This window comes from Halorussus halophilus, from assembly GCF_008831545.1.
Lineage (GTDB): Archaea > Halobacteriota > Halobacteria > Halobacteriales > Haladaptataceae > Halorussus > Halorussus halophilus.
The window spans coordinates 443655-463140 of the sequence record NZ_CP044524.1; the positions used below are offsets into that span (position 1 = coordinate 443655).

A 19486-nucleotide genomic window follows, 5' to 3' on the forward strand; every position below is an offset into this window, starting at 1 on the left:
GATGGACCAGTGGCAGCGCCGAACCCTCGCGTACCTGAGTTCGCTCACGCTCCTCGTCGTCGTCTACGCACTGGCGTACGACTACGGGATGACCGTCTACGAGGGCCGTCCACAGCCGTTCTATCAGTCGTTACAGGTCGTCGTGGAGACGTTCACGACGACCGGCTACGGGTCGGACGCCCCGTGGGAGACCCCGGAGATGAACTTCTTCGTCATCCTGATGGACGCGACTGGCGTCGTCCTCATCTTTATGGCGCTGCCCGTCTTCGTCGTGCCGCTGTTCGAACAGGCGGTCTCGACGACCCTACCAACGACAGTGGACATGGAAAACCACGTCGTCATCTGCACGTACTCGCCGCGAACCGAGACGCTCATCTCGGAGTTGTCCTCGTGGGAGATGGAGTACGTCATCGTGGAACCCGACCGCGAGCAGGCGATGGAACTCTACGAGTCGGACTACTCGGTCGTCCACGGTGACCCCGAGTCGGTCGATTCGCTGGCGAACGTCAACGTCGAGGCCGCCGCGGCGGTCGTCGCCGACGCCTCGGACGAGGTGGACGTGAGCGTCGTTCTCACGGCCAGAGAAGCCGCCAGCGAAGTGCCGGTCGTCAGCGTCGTGGAGGAACCGGAACTCGCGACGTACCACGAACTCGCCGGCGTGGACCGCGTGCTGTCGCCCCGCAAGTTGGTCGGCGAGAGCCTCGCGGGGAAGGTCAAGACGGCCGTCTCCGCGGAACTCGGCGAAGCCGTCGAAATCGGCGAGGACTTCGAGGTCGCGGAACTGCCCGTCCAGCGCGGCAGTCACCTCGTTGGCAGTACCCTCGCCGAGAGTGGCATCCGCGAGCGAGCGGGCGCGAACGTCCTCGGCGCGTGGTTCCGCGGCGAGTTCGAGACACCGCTGACGCCCGGAACGACCCTCGACGCCGGAACAGTGTTGCTCGTCGCGGGTCGGGAGAGCCAACTCGAACGACTGAAGGAACTGACGCGCTCGCCGGTTCGCAGTCCTCGCGGCGGTCGCGTTGTCGTCGTCGGCCACGGCGAAGTCGGTTCGACTGTCACCGACGAACTCGCAGCGGCTAGCGTCCCGTACACCGTCGTGGACATCGCCGACAAACCCGGCGTCGATGTCGTCGGCGACACGACGGACCCCGAAACGCTCGAAGAGGCAGGCATCGAGACTGCGCGAAGCGTCCTCTTCACGCTGGCCGACGACACGGTGACGAGTTTCGGGACGCTCGTTGCGCGGGACCTCAACCCGAACGTCGAGATTCTCGCTCGCGCCGAAGAGACCGAGAGCGTCCAGAAGATATACCGAGCGGGTGCAGACTACGTGCTGGCGCTCTCGACGGTCAGCGGGCGGATGCTCGCCTCGACGATTCTCGAAGACGAGGAGGTCATCTCGATGGACAAGCAGGTCGAACTCGTCCGCACGTCCGCACCCCGGTTCTCCGGGCAGACGCTCGCCGAAGCGGACATTCGCTCGAAGACTGGCTGTACGGTCGTCGCCGTCGAACGCGACGGCGAGGTCATCACCGACCTCGGACCCGAGTTCCGTCTCCAGCGCGACGACGACCTCATCATCGCCGGAGACGACGAGGGTGTCACCGAGTTCACGAAGGTGGCGAACTGACCGTCCGAAACGCCAGCGCGACCCACGCGACGAAGATGGCTCGACGGTAATACACCGGAGAACGCGAGTCGGATCCTTCGCCCGGTCTCCAGTTAAACCGGGCCTACCGTCAAAAGATACTTACCCAATTTCACCGAATCAGTGCAGTAGCTTCCGCGCGTCCTGCCGGGGGGCAGTTCGGGCGGACGAGACTGAGAAATGCGGGATGGGGGACTCATGACACAGACACGAACGAGTGTACTACTGACGGCACTCGTCGTCTTCGGAGCGCTTACCGGCGGACTAGCAGCCGCGAGCGCGACCGAGACGACGCAGGAACAGCACGCAGAGTTACAACAGACAGACAGCCTCGCAGACGCTGGCATCGACTCAGGGAGCGTGTTCTGGCAGGGACAGTTCCTTCGACTCTCGGCCAACCAGTCGGACGCGGGCTCCGTCTGGTCGGTTCGGCGAGTCGAGAACGGGGAAGCCGGGCAACTCGTCACCGAAGTGTTGCTCGACGGCACCGGGTCGGCCGTCGTCAGCACGAGCAGACTCGACGGCGAGTTCGTCGTCGTGAACGAGAACAACGAACCGGTCGTCTTGGACAACGGCACCGCGGCCGGAGCGGGGTCAGTCGAGGAGGCGAGTTGGGAAGTCGCCGTACAGGAACTCAACGCGACGTTCGCCGACACTGTCGTCCGGAACGACGACGTCCCAGATGCCCGCACCGACCTGCGACTCGAATCGAACAGGGCGGGGTACCGGTTCGAAATCTCTTCCGACCAGCTGAACACCGAGGAGGTCGCGTCTATCTTCCCGGCGGTGGAAGTCCGTGACGACCAAGCCGTCGTCACGCGAAACGTGAGTTCGGACGCGACGTTCGACGCCAACTTCACCGGCGTCGAAGCCGGCACCTACGACTTCATGATTCGGACGCTCGACAATGTGGTCACCGACACGGCCTCGATTCAGGTGACGCCCGCCGTCGAAGGGTCGGCCGCGCTCGGCAACGCGACGGTGACCGACGAACGAGGTGACGTCGCCACGTTCAACGTCACGTTCAACGAGACCGACCGGGCGACCGTCTCGCTCGGTTCGCGCGACGTCGGCTATCTCGCGAGGTTCACCGTCGTGGACCAGAACGACGACGGCGTCGCCACGGTTCGAATCAACACGTACAGGGCAGGACTAGCCAATCAGTCGGGCATCTCGGCAGTCGGGGAGGACCAGGTACAGAACTACTCGCTCCAGACGGACCCGGTTCCGGGCCGACTCGACGCCGCGACGTACCCGATTCGGACGTTCGTCGGTAGTACGCAAACCGGTGTCGGGACGCTCGTACTGAACGAGCGTTCGACCGAAGGGATACAGGTCTGGACCGCCCCGGACCGTGAGAGCGTTCGGAACGTCCAGACGCTGTCGGAGGTTGCCTCGCAGACCGACAACGTCGCGTTCCAAGACTGGGCAATCGTGCAGGTGCAGGCGTCGGGCTTGTCCGGCTACGTCCAGAACGTCTCGGACCTCAACAACGACCAGACTGGGCTGTCGATGACATTGACTCGGGTAGGCGAGATAAATCAGCCGTCCGTGGAAGTGCCACTCGACAACGCTAATCTGTTGATAGACAACTCGAACAACCAGTTCTTCGTCGTCATCGACTCCAACGCGCTCGAAGAGAACGCGACGTACAGCGCGAACTTCACCGTCTCGTCGGCAAACCCGTACGTCGAACCCGGCAACGGAACGTCGCTGGTCGCCAACTTCTCGGTCGTCCCGCGGAACGTCACCTTCGACGAGGTGAACGTCTCGCCGTCCGAGCAGGCGACCGTTTCGGGAACTGCTTCGGTCGCGGCCGGTACCGAACTGGATGTCCAAGTCGAGAGTACCGGCGCGAATCCGTTCCTCAAACGGTCCACGGCGACGGTGACCGAAGACGGAACGTGGGAAGCGACCTTCGACTTCTCGGACGTGCCAGCGGGTGCGAACTTCACCGTCTCCGTGGACGACCCGCGGGCGAACGCCACTGGTAACGTGACCGGAGCACAAGCCGATGGTGAGACGGCCGGTAACGAGACGGCAGGTGAGACCACGGCAGAAGAGACCGCAGAAGCCGAGAACGAGACCACGATGGCCGAAGAAACGACCGTGGCTGAGGAGACGACAGCAGAAGCAGACACGACCACGGCAGAAGAGACGACGATGGAAGAGGAGACGACCGCGGCGGAGACGGCGGCCGCCGCCGAGGGTGACGCGGCAGTCGAAGATGCTGACACGACTGCTGGCGACGCTTCCAGCGCGCCCGCGCTCGGATTCGGTCCGCTCGTCGGACTAGTCGCAGTCGCCATCGCGTTGGTCGGTGGCGCGCTCCTGCTCCGACGCCGCCGCTGAAATTCGCTTCGTCGCTTTTTCGCGGTTGCCGGTTCGCGGTTACCGGTCTGAAACTTCCTCACGTCGCGCGCACCAAACGCTCTTGAGAGACCACGCCGAACCCGGGGTATGGGTACTGATGGCATAGAGCGTGGGGTGTTCGAGTGCAGCGCGTGCGGTAACGTCGCGTTCGGTGACCCGTCCTCGACGTGTTGCGACGAACAGATGGCGGCCGTCGAGGCGACGCCGGTGAAGGAACCGGCCCTCGCGCTGGTGCTGCGAGACGTGTTCGGCATCTCGAAGACTGGGCTGAGCGTCTGCATCTGTCTGATGGAACGCCAAGAGGCGACCGCCGCCGACCTCGCCGACGAGTTGGACATCGACCGCTCGACGGTCGGCCGACAGTTGAACCACCTCACCGACATCGGCATCTTGGAGAAGCGCCAGCGACTGCTCCGCGAGGGTGGGTACGTCCACGTCTACTCGCCGGTCCCCGTCGAAGAAGTCCAAGAACGACTGAAGATTGGCCTCTACGCGTGGGCCGACGAAGCGATGGGGTTGGTCGAGGAGATAAACCGCGAGAAGGTCGCCGCACTGGCCGCGATGGACGCCGACCCGGACGACGAATCGCCCGCCAGCATCTACTGGGACGAGTAGGGTTCTTCACCTTCGCGTGGCAGGACGAACACGGGAACGAGGCGTTCTGTCGGCGAGTGAGGAGCGACGAGTGACGAGAAATAATTCCGGCTTACCGTTTCTCTGTCGGTCGTTTCTCTCACTGCCGTCTCCCTTTTCGCTTGAACGCAGTTCCCCCTTTTTGCCCGCGTTCGTCGCAGTCGCTGGCATGACAACGACCGCAGCAATCGCCGACTTCGCACTCGGCCTCGACTTCGACGACTTGAGTGACGAGACGGTCGAGGAACTGAAAAAGCGCGTCCTCGACTCGCTCGGCATCGGAATCGCGGCGATGGACGAAGCACCAGTCGGCGTCGTCGGCGACACCGTCGGCGAGTTCGGTGGCGTGGGTTGCTCGCTCTGGGGCGGTGGCGAGGCGTCGCCACCGGACGCGACGATGTACAACACCGCACTCGTGCGCTACCTCGACTACATGGACTCGTATCTCGCGCCGGGCGAGACGCCACATCCGAGCGACAACGTCGCGGGAGTGCTAGCCTGTGGGGAGTACGCGGACGCATCCGGCGAAGAGTTGCTCACTGCCATCGCAGTCGCCTACGAAGTGCAGGGGGCCCTCGCGTGGGCCGCACCGGTCAGGGACCGTGGCTGGGACCACGTCACCCACACCGTCATTTCCGCTGCTTCTGGGGCCGCGAAGGCTCTAACCCTGGACAGAGAGGCGTTTCGCTCTGCGGTCGGTATCGCGGGCACGGCCCACAACGCACTCAGGGTGACGCGCACCGAGGGCATCTCGGAGTGGAAGGGCATCGCCTCGGCGAACGCCGCCCGGAACGCGGTGTACTCGACGTTCTTGGCGAAGAACGGCATGGACGGCCCGAAGAACCTCTTCGAAGGCCAGAAAGGGTGGAAGCAAATTGTCTCGGGAGAATTCGACGCGGAGTTCACGCCCGGTGAGCGCGTCCACGACGTAATGGCGAAGAAGTACGTCGCCGAGACGTACGCTCAGTCGGCGGTCGAAGGAATCATCGAACTGGCAGAGCAGGAGGACATCTCCCCAGCGAACGTCTCCGAAATCCACCTCGACACGTTCGCTGGCGCGAAACTCATCATCGGCGGCGGCGAGGGGAGCAGGTACGAAGTAGAGACGAAAGCCCAAGCGGACCACTCGCTGCCCTACATGCTGGCCGTCTCGCTCATCGACCGCGAGATGGGCAACGACCAGTACGAACCGGAGCGAATCGAACGCGAGGACGTACAGAGACTCCTGCGGACGGTTGAAGTAGAAGAAGACGAGCAATTTACCGAGCGATTCGAGAACGGCGAGATGCCCGCGAGAATCACGGTGACGATGGACGACGGCACGGCCTACGAAATCGAGAAAGACGACTTCGCGGGCCACCCGAACAACCCGATGACGTGGGAGCAAATCGAGGCGAAGTTCCACGAGACAGCGAGCGAACGCTACGACGAACAGCGACGCGAAGAGATAGTCGAGACCGTGTTGCAGTTAGAATCGCGGGACGCGAGCGAGTTGTTGCAGTTGTTGGATTGAGCGGATGGCCCTTAGTTCGGGGCATCTCGCTGTTCGCCGGTGGCGTTCAACGAGACGTTCGCTAGAAAGTTCGTCCAGCCGTGTTTTCTCGACCGAGCGTCGTACGTGACGATGTCGTTCAGCTTGCTGGTCGTGTTGGCGGCCTTTCCGACCCCCGGAGCGTAAATCAGCATCAACGAGACGACCGATTTGTAAACGTTCGAGCGGTCCGTCTCGGCCGCAAACACGCGGTTACGCACTTCTCGAAACTCATTGTCGAGGCTATCGGCGTCTAGTTCCTCCGGTGAACTATCCAACTTCTCACGGAACCTCCCGATGGAGTCGATGTTACGGAAGTCGTCCACCGCTTCGAAATATGGTCCCCTCGGTGACTGGAGATTCGGAAGGTCGGTCGCGATACGCCGCGAGACTAGTTCTTCCGCGGTGGATAGTCGCTTGGGGTGTCCGCTCTGAACGTCCGGATTCGGGTCGAGTATCTGCATGACCGCGCTATTTGCGATATAATCTACGTCCGTGTTTAGTTCAGATGCGATGAACTGGTCGATCAAGAAGTTCCCGTACGAAGCGTCCGGATAGAAGTGTGAGTCGAATAGCCGCCCGTGATTGTCGTATTTCGCAAACGGAGCGACGTGCTTCACCAACTCGCCGTACTGTTTCCACGGACGACGAGAAACGCTCGGGGGTTCTTCTCCGAGGATTTCATCCTCGTCTAGTTGCTCGACAGACTCGTAGTAGTCCGTGATGTCATGCCGGTCCGAGAGGAACCGCACGTACTCTAACTCCTGCATGTTCTCGGGGCAGAGGCACGGGTGGAGGAACCACAGTTCGTCGTACAGCAAGAATAGCCCCAGCGGTGCTTCGAGGACCGGATTAGGAGGTTTCGTGTCCGTCTCTCGACCGTAGTCGTACGCCAAAGGACTGCTGACTCCAAGGTAAGCGATATTCTTACCCATTGGACGAGGTGTTGGTAATTCGAGGGTAAAACGGTTTCGCGGACTCGCTTCGTTACGGTTCCAATTGTGATTCGTCCGTAGCGTTCTGCCCGCTCGGCAGAACCTAATTTATCCTAGGCCGTCGTGACCCACTCCGAGGTGGAGAAACCATGAGCGAGAGCGAGAACTACGCAAACGACGTACTAGTCTCGGCAGACTGGGTAGAGGAACACTTAGACGACTTCCGGAGCGACGACCCTGAGTATCGACTCGTCGAAGTCAACAGCCCCGAATCACCAGACGACGACTTCCCGTCACGATACGACGAGGGTCACGTTCCGGGCGCTATCGGGATGCAGTGGGACGAAGACCTCTCGGACCCGCAGGAGCGTGACATCCTGAAGAAAGACGACTTCGAACAGGTCGTCGGAGACGCCGGAATTTCGGCTGACTCGACGGTGGTCTTCTACGGCGATGGGTGGATTCCCAACTGGTTCGCGCTGTTCGCCTACTGGGAGTTCAAGTACTACGGTCACGAGGACGCCCGCGTGCTGAACGGCGGGAAGGACTACTGGGTGAACAACGACTACGAGTTGACCGACGAAGTACCGGACTTTCCGGGGGTCGAGTACCACGCGAGAGGACCCTTCGAGAACATCCGGGCGTACAAGGACGACGTGGACAAAGCCATCGAGAGCGGACTGCCGCTCGTGGACGTGCGCTCACCCGAGGAGTTCCGCGGCGAGATAATCGCGCCCGAGGGCCTGCAAGAGACCGCCCAGCGCGGCGGCCACATTCCCGGCGCGAGCAACGTCCCGGTCAAGCAGGTGCTGAACGACGACGGCACGTTCAAGTCCGCCGCCGAACTGCGGGAGTTGTACGCGAGTCACGACGTAGACGGCGAAGAGTCGATTATCGCGTACTGCCGGGTCGGCGAACGTTCCTCCATCGAGTGGTTCGCGCTCCACGAACTGCTCGGATTCGGCGACGTGCGTAACTACGACGGGTCGTGGACCGAGTGGGGCAACCTCGTGCGTGCGCCAATCGAGACGGGTGAGAAAAACTAACGACGCCTCCATATTGGAGTCTATTTCCGACAGGCTTCAGACAAAATAGCCCGAGAGCTTAATATCCTTTCTTTCGTTTTCCCGAGTAAGAATACCATGCCAAGACAGTTCGAGTGCTTCCAACAGGGATGTACCTTCATGGTACGTGCGGACAGCGACGAGGAGATAGTCCACCTCGTCCAAGAACACGCACAGGAGAGACACGGGATAGAGATAAACCGGGCGGACATCCGCCCCGAAATCGAAGAAGCGTGACTGTCACCACGAGACGCACGTCGTTCGGTAAAATGGGGTAATCTGTGGCCTGAACGGATTCGAACACATTTTTAGTAGCCCTCAAGATGGAAAATCTTAAACCTATAGTCGTATGGCCAAAATTCCTACAACCGTCGAACGCTCGATTACAGGTAAGAGTGACCGAGAGTAGCGAACGAGGAGACGAGGACGCGCTGGTCGAGATAACGAAACGGACGAGTTTGTTCACCAGACTACGCGACGGTCCAATGGAGAAAGGAGAACTTCCGGAGCAGTTGCCCGTCTCTCGGTCTACCGTCCAGCGAGCGACGAACTCGTTCGTCGAACAGGGGCTACTTCGTGAAGAAGACGACCGAGTGGCACTCACTGAAACGGGCCACCACGTCGCCGAGTCGCTCCAAGCGGTTCGAACGAAGCTCAGGGCTGCCGACCACCTCGCACCGTTCTTGGACGCCCTCGACGCTGACGTGGACGTTCCGGTCGAGTCGTTCGCGGACGCCGAGGTGTTTCAGGCCGACTCGTCGGCAGTCCACAGCGGGACGAAACAGATCGTGGACCTGATTACGGAGGCCGATTCCCTGCGGATGTTCTCGAACGTCGTCTCGCCGTTCTACATCGACGCCTTGTGTCGGGAGGCACTCGATGGGACCGACGTAGACGCTATCTTCGACGGGCAAGCAGTCGAGATTCTGTTCGAGAACTACGGGAGCAAGTCCCGTCAAGCCGCCAAGACGGGGCGGTTCAACGTCCGGCTACACGACGAGATTCCGTTCGAACTGTTCCTCAGCGAGGAGCGCGTCACCCTCGCGTCGTACGGCGAGGACGCCATCCAACGCGTGTTCGTCCAGTCCGACGACCGGGACGTGGTGTCGTGGACCGGAACACTGTACGAGACGTACCAGCAGCAGTCGGAGTTCGTCAGACTGTTCTAAATTCGGCGCTCGTCGCCAGCAGTGCCGACAGATTTAGCAGGCGCGACTTCGACGTTCCGCCGATGAACGTTCGCAACGCGGCCGTGTCAGCACTCGCGGCCGTCTGTTCGTTTCTACTCGTCGGAGCACTCGTGACCGAGATACTCAGCACTCGCATCTGGCCGTCGCTCTTCGTCGGTATTCCTGCCGGAGTGGTCGCCGGAATCGGCACGTATGTGGCGACGTACTATCTGCTCGCTCGACGTTCGGGTGACTCGTAATCCGCCGTCGCTTCGCTCGCCAAACGCCCCTGTTCGCCAAACGCCTTTGTACCAGTTCGTCGTACCCCGGCCGGGGGTTCCGATGGACAGAGCATTCGACTTTCTACACGTCAACGAACGCGAATCGAAGCCACGAGAGAAGGGTATCACCGAGATACGAGGTCCCTATTACGACCCGATGGGGCCCCGGGAGTTACAGGACATCCTCGACACGATGGGCGAGTACGTCGATATCTACAAGTTCTCGGGCGGGTCGTTCGCACTGATGCCCGAGGACGTGGTCGAGGAACTCATCTCGGTCTGTCACGACTACGACGTACAGGTCTCGACCGGTGGATTCGTCGAACACGTCCTCGTGCAGGACTACGACAAGGTAGAGCAGTACGTAGAGGAAGCCGGGAACCTCGGTTTCGACGTCGTGGAGATATCGTCCGGGTTCCTCGCCATCGACACCGACGATTTGGTGGCACTGACGGAGTTAGTGCAGGAGAAGGGCCTGAAGGCCAAACCCGAAATCAACGTACAGTTCGGTGCTGGTGGGGCGTCATCGGTCGAAGAACTCGAAAGCGAGGCTGCCATCGACCCCGCGAGCGCCATCCGGGAGGCAGAACGCCACCTCGACGCGGGTGCGTACAAGATAATGGTCGAATCGGAGGGCATCACCGAGCGAGTTCGCGAGTGGCGCACCGACGTGGCGTTCGAAATCGCCAACGAAGTCGGCATCGAGAACTGCGTCTTCGAAGCCGCCGACCCGGAGGTGTTCGAGTGGTACATCAAGAACTTCGGCCCGGAGGTAAATCTCTTTGTAGATAACTCACAGATAGTAGAGCTAGAATGTATGCGGTCGGGACTGTGGGGCAAGAAGAGTTCGTGGGGCCGTATCGCATCATACGACCGGGAATAGCTCGAACCCAATAAACGACAAACTTCCACTATATCCGCCGGAAATAATTTATCCCTAACGTCTGTGGGTTTGGGCATGATTCACCCGGCGCATCGAAGGGAGTGGCGACCGAGGCGATGAGGTTTAGTTATCAAGTGGCGAATCCCCGGAGCGGTGGAGAGTCCTACCTCCTCCGCTTCGAAGGGGCGCTCGACGGACAGACAGCCTGCGTACTGGTCGATTCTGGACAAGGGGTAGACCTCGACTCGTTGCTCGGCGACGACGAGTATCTCACCGCAGTACTGCTGACTCACGCACACCTCGACCACTACGTGTCGCTGTCAAAAACGCTCCGACACGGCGCGCCCGTTTACGCCTCCCAACCGACGGCGAACGTCCTCGAACACGTGCTGACCGAGGGCGAGAAGAACTACGACATCGGCGATTCGGACGACGTTCTCGACGCGTTGACCCCCGTGACGGAGTGGACCTCTCTGCTCGCTGAAGTAGACGTTCGTGCGGTTCCAGCAGGACACGTCCCCGGTGGAGCTGGATTCGTCTTTCGGTTCCGCGACGACGAGGAGTACAATCACGTCTTCGTGACCGGCGACTTCACGACCCGCACCGCTGGTGGGTACCCTGGTCTCGCGACGACGTTTCCGGCCGACGTGGACGCACTCATCACGAACGGGACGACCCGAAACGGGGTCGAACGGACGCTCACCGACGCGACTTCTACTGCACTTCGACGCGCCGAAGAGGGTTCGACCGTCCTCCTGACAGCAAGCGGTCTGACCGGCGTCTCGATGGCGTACCGACTCGGCCACCTCAGCGACCAACTCGACTGCTCGGTTCCGATTACGCTCGTCGGGCAGGCAGCCAAACTGTACGAAGACCTCGACTACGACGTACCGAACGTCGAAACGGTCCCCGTGTTCGACGGTGTCTCGGAGCTCCTCGCACGCGGCAGAATTACGATTTCAGGTCCCGAAATCCCGGTCGAAGGAAGTTCCCGGACGCTCTTCTCCGCAATCGAAGACGACGCGGCCGCGACACTCGTCCAACTCACTGGTGGGGCGACGAACCCCGTCGAATCCGCCTCCTGCACGGTCTACGACTTCGAACTCGTCAACCACCCGACGCTCGATACTGTCGATTCAGTCGTCTCCGCGTTGGACCCGATTCAAATCGTCGTCGGGCACGGCACGCGGCGGCAACTGAACCAGTATCGCGGCCGGTACGACGACGGGTTCGTCTGGTTGGGAGCCACCGACGACGAGAACGTCCTCTACGACGACGGTCGCTGGCTCGCGCCACCTTGGTTGGACGAAGCGGCCGCAGACGCCATCCGACGACAGGACTGGCGACAGAACGGCGTCCGAACTGGAACCGGCGAAGTCGAAGGCTGGGACGACGTGCCGCCCGTCGAGCGCGACGACTCGTCGTCGCTCGATCTCTCGACCGAGGGATTGCTGCTGGACGAACTCGAATCGCAGTTCCGTTCACCGTCGATGCCCGACGTGAACACTCGGGACGGAACTGACGACGAAGCGGTGACGAACGACGGCGCGAGAGCAGATGCGAGCACCACCGAGCGCGACGATTCGAGGGAAGAGACAGCCACCGAACAGTTCGACGGTGAATTCCAAGCGGAGCTACGCAGTCGGCTGGAGACTATCGAGAACGCGGTCTCAGCGCCCGAGTCTCGGATTCGGGCACGCGTCGTGGACGCCGGTGAGGACGTAACGTTGTTGCGCGTGGTCGAGGGCGACCCAGAGTTCGAACACGGCGAGGAGTTGGACCTGATTCTTTCCGAGTCGGACTGACGGAAATTTCTGCGCTCCCCGACTTAAATGCTGGCCAGTTTAACGCGGTTCGTCTTGCTACTCTATACCCAACAGCGAATCGTCATGTCAAACGTCACCGAGACCGTCGAATCCCCGACGAGGACGGAGTCGCCACCGACGCCGGAAGTTCGGTACGAGGCGTCGAACGAGGAGACGCTCGGGAACGCAGTCGTCGGAGCAGTCGCGGCGGAGGAAGGCGTCGAGGAGTCCGAGCTGAATCCGCTCTCGGGTGCGCTCTACCCGGCGGCAGAGAACGTCCTCTTCGAGAACACGGCCGACTCGGCAGACGACTGGTTCTTCTCGTTTCGGTATCACGGCTACGACCTGACCGTCCGCGCAGACGGTACCATCCTCGTCCGATAACGGGAGACGACGTTAGTTTCGGTGACGACGGAAAACGGAGTTTTCGGAAAAGACTACGCGGAGACAGAGGCCGCCTCTTCGAGGTGGTCTCCCTCCCACTCGCGTCGAGCCTCGATTTCGCGGTCGCCGCGGTCGGTCAGCACGTAGTAGTTGGTTCGGCGGTCACGCTGGCCCTTCTCTACAAGTCCTTTCTCGACCAAGGTGTCGAGGTTCGGATAGAGTCGGCCGTGGTGGATCTCCTTCTCGTAGTAGTTCTCCAACTCCTCTTTGATTGCGAGGCCGTGCGGCTCGTCCTCTCCGGCGATGACGTATAGCAGGTCACGCTGGAAACCAGTCAGGTCGTGCATGGGTTACACTGCATGATAGTTATCGTATAAATATAAACTTGGTGGCCGTTGAAACCCGTTGGATGGGGCAGAGTCGGGGACGGGATGGGTCACGCGACGGCAGACGATAAGTTCGGTTCTCGAATTGCCGTCGTCTTCGAAACACGCTGAACGTTTCAGGGGCCGCATAACAATACGGAATCCAGACGATTTCTCCCTCATGACAGTCGGAGACGTACCGATAGGTGCGCCGACGAGCGTCGATGGAGAAGACACATGAAATATCTGTTTTTCACGAACACTCCCGCACAAGCCCACCAGTACCGTCACGCAGTGAAACGACTCGGGGAGCGTGGCCACGACGTACTGGTCCTCGCCCGAGATTACGGCTGTACGAAAGCACTGCTGGAGTACCACGACCTACCGTACGAACTGTACGGCGAGTGTGGCACCGTGAAGTTCTCACTCGTGCAGGAGTTGCCGAAACACTACTACAAACTCGCCAGACTCGCACGGCGGTTCGACCCTGACTGCGTCTTCGGCCGCGGGTCCTACGCCGCACTCGCGGGAGCGGTAACGGGGGCGACTGTCGTCCTCGTAGACGACTCGGAAGGGACACACCTCGACCACGCGCTCTCGTCGCTCTCGACGGACGTGTTCCTCACGCCCCACACGTTCGGCAAGGACCTCGGCGAGAACCACTACGAGTTCCGCGGGTTCAAGGAGTTGGCGTATCTCCACCCCGAGACGTACGAGCCATCGACCGACATCCGCGACAAGTTGGGTGTCGATGAGGACGAATCGTACGCTATCGTCCGACTCAACGCCTTCGGCTCGCATCACGACGTCGGACAAGCGGGGTTCACGCCCGAGCGTCGCGTCGAACTCGTGGAGGCGCTCTCCGAACACGCGACGGTCTTCGTCTCGGACGAGGGGGGCGACATGGCAATCGAGCAGACGGCGGCGCGACCGTTCGACTTGCACCCCGCGTTGCTCCACGACGCACTCGCAGAAGCAGACTTGCTCGTGGCAGACACGCAGACGATGGTGACGGAGGCCGCATTACTCGGCACGCCCGCAATTCGCTCCAATTCGTTCGTCGGTGACGGCGACATGGGCAACTTCGTGGACCTCGAACGACACGGCCTCATCTACAACCTCGAAGCGTTCGACGCAGTGCTAGAAATTGCGACCGAGTTGCTGGAGATGGACGCGAAAGCCGACTGGCCGGAGAAACGCGACGAGTATCTCGAAGACAAGGTGAACCTCACCGACGTACTGCTCGACGTGGCCGCGACCCCGACCACGCCAGAGCGAGTCGAGGGAATCTCGGCGCGTGGGGGCGGGCAGACCGGACCGATGCTTCCGTTCGACCCCGAGAAGTTGCGGAGCGACGGGGGAACGCGAGACGACGAACGAGCAAACCGACGCGGCGACGGACGAACAAACCGACGCGGCGACGGAGGGAAGCGATGAGCGTCACCCAACGCCCGAAAGGGATTACTGACCTGAGCGTCCTCAACCTCGTCTCGAACCGGGACGCTCGTTTCTACCAACAGCAGACGAAAGTCCTCACTCGACAGGGAGTCGAGTGTACGACTTCGACCCCGCCGGGCGACCACTTCACGGACGGCGACGTAGACCGCAAACCGCTGGACTACGTCCGATACTTCCCGAAGGTGGTCCGCGAGTCGTTCTCGGGGTACGACCTCGTCCACGCGAACTACGGGCTGACCGCGCCGATGGCGCTCGCACAGGCTCGTCTACCGGTCGTCCTCTCGCTGTGGGGGTCGGACTTGATGGGCGAGTACGGCTGGCTAAGCAAGCGCTGTGCCCACCACTGTGACGCGGTCATCGTCATGTCCGACGAGATGGCCCGCGAACTCGGCGAGCCCTGCTACGTCATTCCCCATGGAATCGACACGGAGCGGTTCGCACCCCGACCGACTGCGGAAGCCAGAGCACAAGTCGGCTGGGACCCCGACGCTCGACACGTTCTGTTCCCGTACCCGACGACCCACGAGGTGAAAGACCACCCTCGCGCGATGAAAATCGTCGAGCGGGCCAACGAGCAAGTCGGGCCAGACGTTGAGCTACAGGTCGTCTCCGGGGTTGCCCACGCCGAAGTCCCGACCTACATGAACGCCGCCGACGCGCTCTTGCTGACCTCCCGACGCGAAGGCTCGCCAAACTCCGTGAAGGAAGCGATGAGCTGTAACCTGCCGGTCGTCTCCACCGACGTGGGCGACGTGCGCGAGCGGATGGACGGCGTCTCGCCAGCGACGGTCAGCGACGACGACGACGACCTCGTGGACGGACTGGTGGACGTGTTAGAAGAACCTCGGCACTCGAACGGCCGCGAAGCCGTCCGAGACATCAGCCTCGAACGGATGGGCGAGCGGATTCGCGGCGTCTACGAGACGGTGCTGTAGCGAGGTACGGAAGAAAAAATTTTTGTGGACTTACTTCGCTCGCTGTGCGACGTACTTCGTCTTGAGCCGCCAGACGTAGTTCTTCAGCAGCAACTTCGACACCTTCGGGATGAACGTGTGATACTCGATACTACTCTGCTCGTCGCCGTACACTGCTGGCATCGCGGCGTCGGTGACCCGCATGTCGTGGACGTTGAGACGCGCCAGTAGCTCGTTGGCGAACCCGTAGTCGTCGTACAGTTCGTCGATGTCGAGCGCGTCGAGCGCGTCGTACGAGATGGCGGTATAGCCGTTCTGTGGGTCGCCTGAGTTCCAGTAGCCGCTCGAAATCTGGGTGAGATGGGTCAGGACCCGGTTCCCGAACAGTCGGAACTTTGGCATCCCCTCTTGGTACCCCGGACACATCAGACGGTTCCCCTTCGTGTAGTCTGCCTCGCCAGCGACGATGGGGTCGAGCAGGCGCGGTAACTTCTCGGGGTCCATCTGCCCGTCGCCAGCCATCACGGCTGTGACGTCGATACCGTCGTCGTACGCTCGGTTGTACCCGGTCTTTATCGCCCCGCCAACGCCGCGGTTCTCCTCGTGGCGAATCGGGATTACTCGGTCTGAGACGCCGCCGTCCCGGTCGGCGACACCACCGTCGGCGAGTACCTTCTGGCGTGACTCTTGGTCGGTCTCGTTCGCCTGCTCTGCGTGCATCTGAATCTCCTGCCACGTCTCGTCGGTCGAGCAGTCGTCGATGGCGTAGATGCGGTCTACGTACTCCGGTATCGTGTCGATGACTTCGCCGACGAACCCCGCTTCGTTGTACGCCGGGACGACGACGCCGACAGTCTGTTCGTTATACATGTTGTGACACCACACTCGTGAGAATTGACACTCGGTCTACTGGGCCGTGGAGGGCGAGTTGCTCCGTCATATCGGCTCTCACCTTACAGATTGACGACTAGTAACTTTGTTATATCCGGTCTGTTCGATTATTGGGGCCGCTGACGTTGGTACAAGGACCACCTGTCGCTCGGTCAGGCAGAGCGAACGCAGGAAAAAGACGAGAGGAACGTTATTTTTCTCCGTGAACCGCCGTTCGAACGGACCCACGTTGGTCAGGCGAAGGCACCCTGCTCGCGCTGGTCGTAGGTGAGTTTCGTCGGCAACGTTTCGAGACTCGCGGGGTCCGTCGCCACGTCTACGATGAGGTCGGTGAGGTTCACCTTGTCTTCGAGGTACTGCTCGCGCTTACGTGCCCACTCTTCCTCGGTGTTCTCGTCGTCCAGCAGTTGCTTCGCGGTCTGGAGTACCGCGTCGAACTCCCGGAGATTGTAGATGAGGCCGTGTTGTTCGAGGTCCACGAAGTTGCCCATGTCGCCGTCACCGACGAAGGAGTTCGAACGGATGGCAGGAGTCCCGAGCAACGCGGCCTCTGTGACCATCGTTTGTGTGTCCGCCACGAGCAGGTCCGCCTCTGCGAGCGCGTCGTGGAGCAACGCGGGGTGCAAGTCGAATGGCTGAGCAGGCAACGCTGCTAAGTCCATCTCCCCGGCTTCGTTCGAGACGAAGACCGTCGCGCGGTCAGATAGTTCTTCCACCAGTCGGCCCACCTTCCGAGGACTGATACCCTCGTGGCCGACGTCGTGGTGCGACCCGAAGGCGTTCAGCCGGACGAGGACGTACGGTTCGTCGTCCTCGACGCCGAGTTTCTCGCGAACGTCCGTTGCAGGGTCGTAGGTGTCAGGATGGAGGTACGCACACTCTTTGAATCCGCGGAACACGTGATGGTTCTCGCCGAGGTCCTTGCCGAACGTGTGGGGCGTGAGATACGCGTCCACGAACGGGCGAGAGATGGCGTGGTCGAGGTGCGTCGTCTCCGAGTCGGTAATGAGGACCGTCGGAACCCCGGTGACCGCCCCAGCGTGGGCCGCGTACGCGCCGATGCCGAGTATCTTGTCCGGTTCGAACTGCCGTGCCAAACTCAGTATCCTCCAGTAGTGCTTGGGGAGTTCGCGGACGAGCGAGTACTTGTTCGTCGCCAGTTTCCCGTACACTTCGTGGGGGATGTCGTAGTAGGACAACAGGTCGAGCGTACACCCATAGTCGCGGGCTACCACCAGCACCTCGTGTCCACGGGCTTGTAGTTCCTCGATGGCGTTCCGAAACAGGTGGACGTGCGCCGGCGTGTTCGTGAACAGTAAGTACCTCATTGCTTCAACGCGTAGTTGTGCCGTCCGACGTATTGTTATGCGGAGCGTCCTCAGCCGGTAGGAACCCTCAAACGAGGGGAGAAGAGTCGGTTAGGAACTGTCTTCGACCTGGACGCTGGCGGGACCGCTCAGTTCGAAGCCGGTGATTTCTCCGGAGAACCGATAGCCGTCTTTGCCGCCGACAACTCGCCCGGAAATGGTCCCGTCCGAAGCCTCGTCGTAGCTGTTGATAGACCCGAGGGCGTCGCTCTTTCGAACTTCGCCGCTCACGGTGAACGTGTACTCGCTGACCGCGTTCGGCGCGTTGCCTCCATCTATGACGAGTTTGTTCGGCAGCGCGAAGTCAGACGGCGTCACTTCCTCCCCGCCGTACGTCACCGTCCACACGTCCTCGTCGAGCGACAGTTCCGTAATGTCGCCGTCCACGAGATACGAGTCGCCATAGCCGTTGCCCGCGACGCCGGACACCGTCACTGAACCGTCGCCGTTCGAACTGACACTATCGTTGTTCTCCGCGGCGACGTCGCCGGCCGACGTGCGCTTTTGGACGCTGCCATCGACCACGAACTCGTAGCTGACCGTCGAAGCGTTCGAGGCCGAAACCAGTTCGAGGACGGTCCCGGACTGCTGGTCGTCGGGGGTGGTCGTGGAGTCATCGGAGTCACTACCGGAACCGCCGCCGGAGCCGGAGGACGTGCCGCTTGCGGCCTCCTCCGCGGTCATCGGAACGCCACTCGGGACGCGGCCCGTGTTGGCGTCGCTCCCCCACCGGGTGTTCTGGCTGATGACTTCCGGGTCTCCCTTGCTGGTGTTGACGACCTTCGCGGGTGAACTCCCGATGTCGGAGTCCTCGACGATGACTTCGCCCCACCAGGCCCAGACGCCGCGGCTGATGGTCGCGCCGGGGTTCGAACAACCGACGCCACACGGCCGAACGCTCCCGCCCTTGACGACGGTGTTGCGAACGTAGCAAGGACGACCGCTACCCGAACCGAGTCGGATGTTGGCGATGTTGTTGCTGTTGAAGTAGCTGTCTTCGACGTTCACGACGCCGTCGATCTGTTTGCTACTCGGGGTGCCGTACAGACCGTTGTCGATGAAGTGCGCTAAGTGTACATTTCGAAACGTTATGGTCCCCTTGTGCGGGAGATTTCCGTTGACCCAGATAGCGCCGTTCCCCGAGCGTGGGGTCTGGCCGTCGCCCAGGTAGACGTTCTCGATGAGACCCTGGCCGTCCCTGTCGGTGACGCCCGGCGTGAGCAGGCGGTGCCCGCCGGGGTGTTCTCCCTTGAACCCGACGTTTCGAATAACCCAGTCCGACCCCGTCGCGTGAATCTGGGCAGACGCGCCGTCTGCGGTCATGTCGATGAGGACGTTTTCGAGCGTCTCACCGCTTCCGACGCTGATGCGCCGCGTCCCGCCTGCGGGGACGGTAATCGTATCGTACTCTGCTGCTGACGCGACGTCGCTCGCCTGTGAGAGCGTTCCGAAACCGAACGCAGTGGCGACTCCGCCACCGGTAGCGCCCAAGACGGACCGACGGTTGACTACTCGTTCACTATCGTCGTGCTCGCGTGCCATGCCGGTTTCAAGGTGACACTAATATTTTAAATACCTTCTGGTTCCGTTTCAATGCCAGATTAATCTCTTTTAATGGTGTGTTACTCGACCGTTTCATCCGTTCCTGACACCAGTCGGACACTCGCATCCTGGAAATCGAATCGGAACTGCTCCGAGCAGAAAACCCCGCATCACGTTCCCTCTGTTCGCGGTATTCCGGCGTTGCAGTTCGTTGTTCTGTACCCCTCTATACATTTAACCTAC

The 19486-nt window shown here is 61.3% G+C and carries 17 protein-coding genes and 1 pseudogene; 13 read left to right on the top strand and 5 right to left on the bottom strand.

The annotated features are described in order from the left end of the window. Position 1: 1 nt before the first annotated feature. The 4 genes from F7R90_RS20190 (at position 2) to F7R90_RS20205 (ending at position 6167) form a co-directional block, all read left to right on the top strand. Positions 2-1630, top strand: a complete 1629-nt coding sequence (locus F7R90_RS20190; protein WP_158059360.1) for a potassium channel family protein — start codon at positions 2-4, stop codon at positions 1628-1630. 216 nt (positions 1631-1846) lie between these two features. Then, complete coding sequence (locus F7R90_RS20195) at positions 1847-4000, top strand: BGTF surface domain-containing protein (protein ID WP_158059361.1); 2154 nt, start codon at positions 1847-1849, stop codon at positions 3998-4000. A 108-nt stretch (positions 4001-4108) separates the two neighbouring features. Further along, complete coding sequence (locus F7R90_RS20200; protein WP_158059362.1) at positions 4109-4636, top strand: helix-turn-helix domain-containing protein; 528 nt, start codon at positions 4109-4111, stop codon at positions 4634-4636. Between the two features lie 187 nt (positions 4637-4823). Further along, positions 4824-6167, top strand: coding sequence for an MmgE/PrpD family protein (locus F7R90_RS20205; RefSeq protein WP_158059363.1), 1344 nt, complete (start codon positions 4824-4826; stop codon positions 6165-6167). Between the two features lie 11 nt (positions 6168-6178). Here the strand turns inward: F7R90_RS20205 and F7R90_RS20210 are convergent, their stop codons facing one another. Then, entirely contained in the window at positions 6179-7120 is a 942-nt protein-coding gene (locus F7R90_RS20210) for a hypothetical protein (protein ID WP_158059364.1), read from the bottom strand. Positions 7121-7269: 149 nt separating this feature from the next. Here F7R90_RS20210 and F7R90_RS20215 point away from each other — a divergent pair, with 149 nt between their 5' ends. The 7 genes from F7R90_RS20215 (at position 7270) to F7R90_RS20245 (ending at position 12706) form a co-directional block, all read left to right on the top strand. After that, positions 7270-8166 (top strand): sulfurtransferase, encoded by an 897-nt coding sequence (locus tag F7R90_RS20215; protein ID WP_158059365.1) that lies wholly within the window; start codon positions 7270-7272, stop codon positions 8164-8166. Positions 8167-8262: 96 nt separating this feature from the next. After that, complete coding sequence (locus F7R90_RS20220; protein ID WP_158059366.1) at positions 8263-8421, top strand: DUF1059 domain-containing protein; 159 nt, start codon at positions 8263-8265, stop codon at positions 8419-8421. Positions 8422-8579: 158 nt separating this feature from the next. Then, the gene (locus F7R90_RS20225; protein WP_158059367.1) at positions 8580-9353 is read left to right on the top strand and encodes a helix-turn-helix transcriptional regulator; all 774 of its coding nucleotides are present in this window, start codon (positions 8580-8582) and stop codon (positions 9351-9353) included. A gap of 62 nt (positions 9354-9415) precedes the next feature. Next, on the top strand, positions 9416-9613 hold the full coding sequence (locus F7R90_RS20230; RefSeq protein WP_158059368.1) for a hypothetical protein: 198 nt from the start codon (positions 9416-9418) through the stop codon (positions 9611-9613). Between the two features lie 82 nt (positions 9614-9695). Then, positions 9696-10517, top strand: coding sequence for a phosphosulfolactate synthase (locus F7R90_RS20235; protein WP_158059369.1), 822 nt, complete (start codon positions 9696-9698; stop codon positions 10515-10517). 134 nt (positions 10518-10651) lie between these two features. Beyond that, entirely contained in the window at positions 10652-12322 is a 1671-nt protein-coding gene (locus tag F7R90_RS20240) for an MBL fold metallo-hydrolase (RefSeq protein WP_192498482.1), read from the top strand. A gap of 84 nt (positions 12323-12406) precedes the next feature. Beyond that, positions 12407-12706, top strand: coding sequence for a HalOD1 output domain-containing protein (locus F7R90_RS20245; protein ID WP_158059371.1), 300 nt, complete (start codon positions 12407-12409; stop codon positions 12704-12706). Between the two features lie 53 nt (positions 12707-12759). Here F7R90_RS20245 and F7R90_RS20250 read toward each other — a convergent pair whose 3' ends face one another. Then, entirely contained in the window at positions 12760-13053 is a 294-nt protein-coding gene (locus F7R90_RS20250; RefSeq protein WP_158059372.1) for a PadR family transcriptional regulator, read from the bottom strand. Positions 13054-13308: 255 nt separating this feature from the next. On the opposite strand from F7R90_RS20250, the gene F7R90_RS20255 reads away from it, so the two are divergent. Both F7R90_RS20255 and F7R90_RS20260 read left to right on the top strand, forming a co-directional pair. Next, entirely contained in the window at positions 13309-14508 is a 1200-nt protein-coding gene (locus tag F7R90_RS20255; RefSeq protein ID WP_158059373.1) for a DUF354 domain-containing protein, read from the top strand. A gap of 32 nt (positions 14509-14540) precedes the next feature. Beyond that, positions 14541-15464 (top strand): glycosyltransferase family 4 protein, encoded by a 924-nt coding sequence (locus F7R90_RS20260; protein ID WP_192498507.1) that lies wholly within the window; start codon positions 14541-14543, stop codon positions 15462-15464. Between the two features lie 45 nt (positions 15465-15509). Here F7R90_RS20260 and F7R90_RS20265 read toward each other — a convergent pair. The 3 genes and pseudogenes from F7R90_RS20265 to F7R90_RS20275 form a co-directional block, all read right to left on the bottom strand. Beyond that, positions 15510-16313, bottom strand: a pseudogene (locus F7R90_RS20265) (glycosyltransferase family 2 protein); the annotation flags it as partial. 254 nt (positions 16314-16567) lie between these two features. Continuing rightward, positions 16568-17662 (bottom strand): DUF354 domain-containing protein, encoded by a 1095-nt coding sequence (locus F7R90_RS20270; protein WP_158059376.1) that lies wholly within the window; start codon positions 17660-17662, stop codon positions 16568-16570. Positions 17663-17752: 90 nt separating this feature from the next. Further along, complete coding sequence (locus F7R90_RS20275; RefSeq protein ID WP_158059377.1) at positions 17753-19243, bottom strand: hypothetical protein; 1491 nt, start codon at positions 19241-19243, stop codon at positions 17753-17755. Positions 19244-19486: the final 243 nt, after the last annotated feature.

Coding starts and splice junctions, on each gene's coding strand:
- F7R90_RS20255 (WP_158059373.1), top strand. CDS start 13,309: ATGAAATATCTGTTTTTCACGAACACTCCCGCACAAGCCCACCAGTAC.
- F7R90_RS20200 (WP_158059362.1), top strand. CDS start 4,109: ATGGGTACTGATGGCATAGAGCGTGGGGTGTTCGAGTGCAGCGCGTGC.
- F7R90_RS20220 (WP_158059366.1), top strand. CDS start 8,263: ATGCCAAGACAGTTCGAGTGCTTCCAACAGGGATGTACCTTCATGGTA.
- F7R90_RS20235 (WP_158059369.1), top strand. CDS start 9,696: ATGGACAGAGCATTCGACTTTCTACACGTCAACGAACGCGAATCGAAG.
- F7R90_RS20210 (WP_158059364.1), bottom strand. CDS start 7,120: ATGGGTAAGAATATCGCTTACCTTGGAGTCAGCAGTCCTTTGGCGTAC.
- F7R90_RS20190 (WP_158059360.1), top strand. CDS start 2: ATGGACCAGTGGCAGCGCCGAACCCTCGCGTACCTGAGTTCGCTCACG.
- F7R90_RS20275 (WP_158059377.1), bottom strand. CDS start 19,243: ATGGCACGCGAGCACGACGATAGTGAACGAGTAGTCAACCGTCGGTCC.
- F7R90_RS20270 (WP_158059376.1), bottom strand. CDS start 17,662: ATGAGGTACTTACTGTTCACGAACACGCCGGCGCACGTCCACCTGTTT.
- F7R90_RS20215 (WP_158059365.1), top strand. CDS start 7,270: ATGAGCGAGAGCGAGAACTACGCAAACGACGTACTAGTCTCGGCAGAC.
- F7R90_RS20205 (WP_158059363.1), top strand. CDS start 4,824: ATGACAACGACCGCAGCAATCGCCGACTTCGCACTCGGCCTCGACTTC.
- F7R90_RS20195 (WP_158059361.1), top strand. CDS start 1,847: ATGACACAGACACGAACGAGTGTACTACTGACGGCACTCGTCGTCTTC.
- F7R90_RS20230 (WP_158059368.1), top strand. CDS start 9,416: ATGAACGTTCGCAACGCGGCCGTGTCAGCACTCGCGGCCGTCTGTTCG.
- F7R90_RS20245 (WP_158059371.1), top strand. CDS start 12,407: ATGTCAAACGTCACCGAGACCGTCGAATCCCCGACGAGGACGGAGTCG.
- F7R90_RS20250 (WP_158059372.1), bottom strand. CDS start 13,053: ATGCACGACCTGACTGGTTTCCAGCGTGACCTGCTATACGTCATCGCC.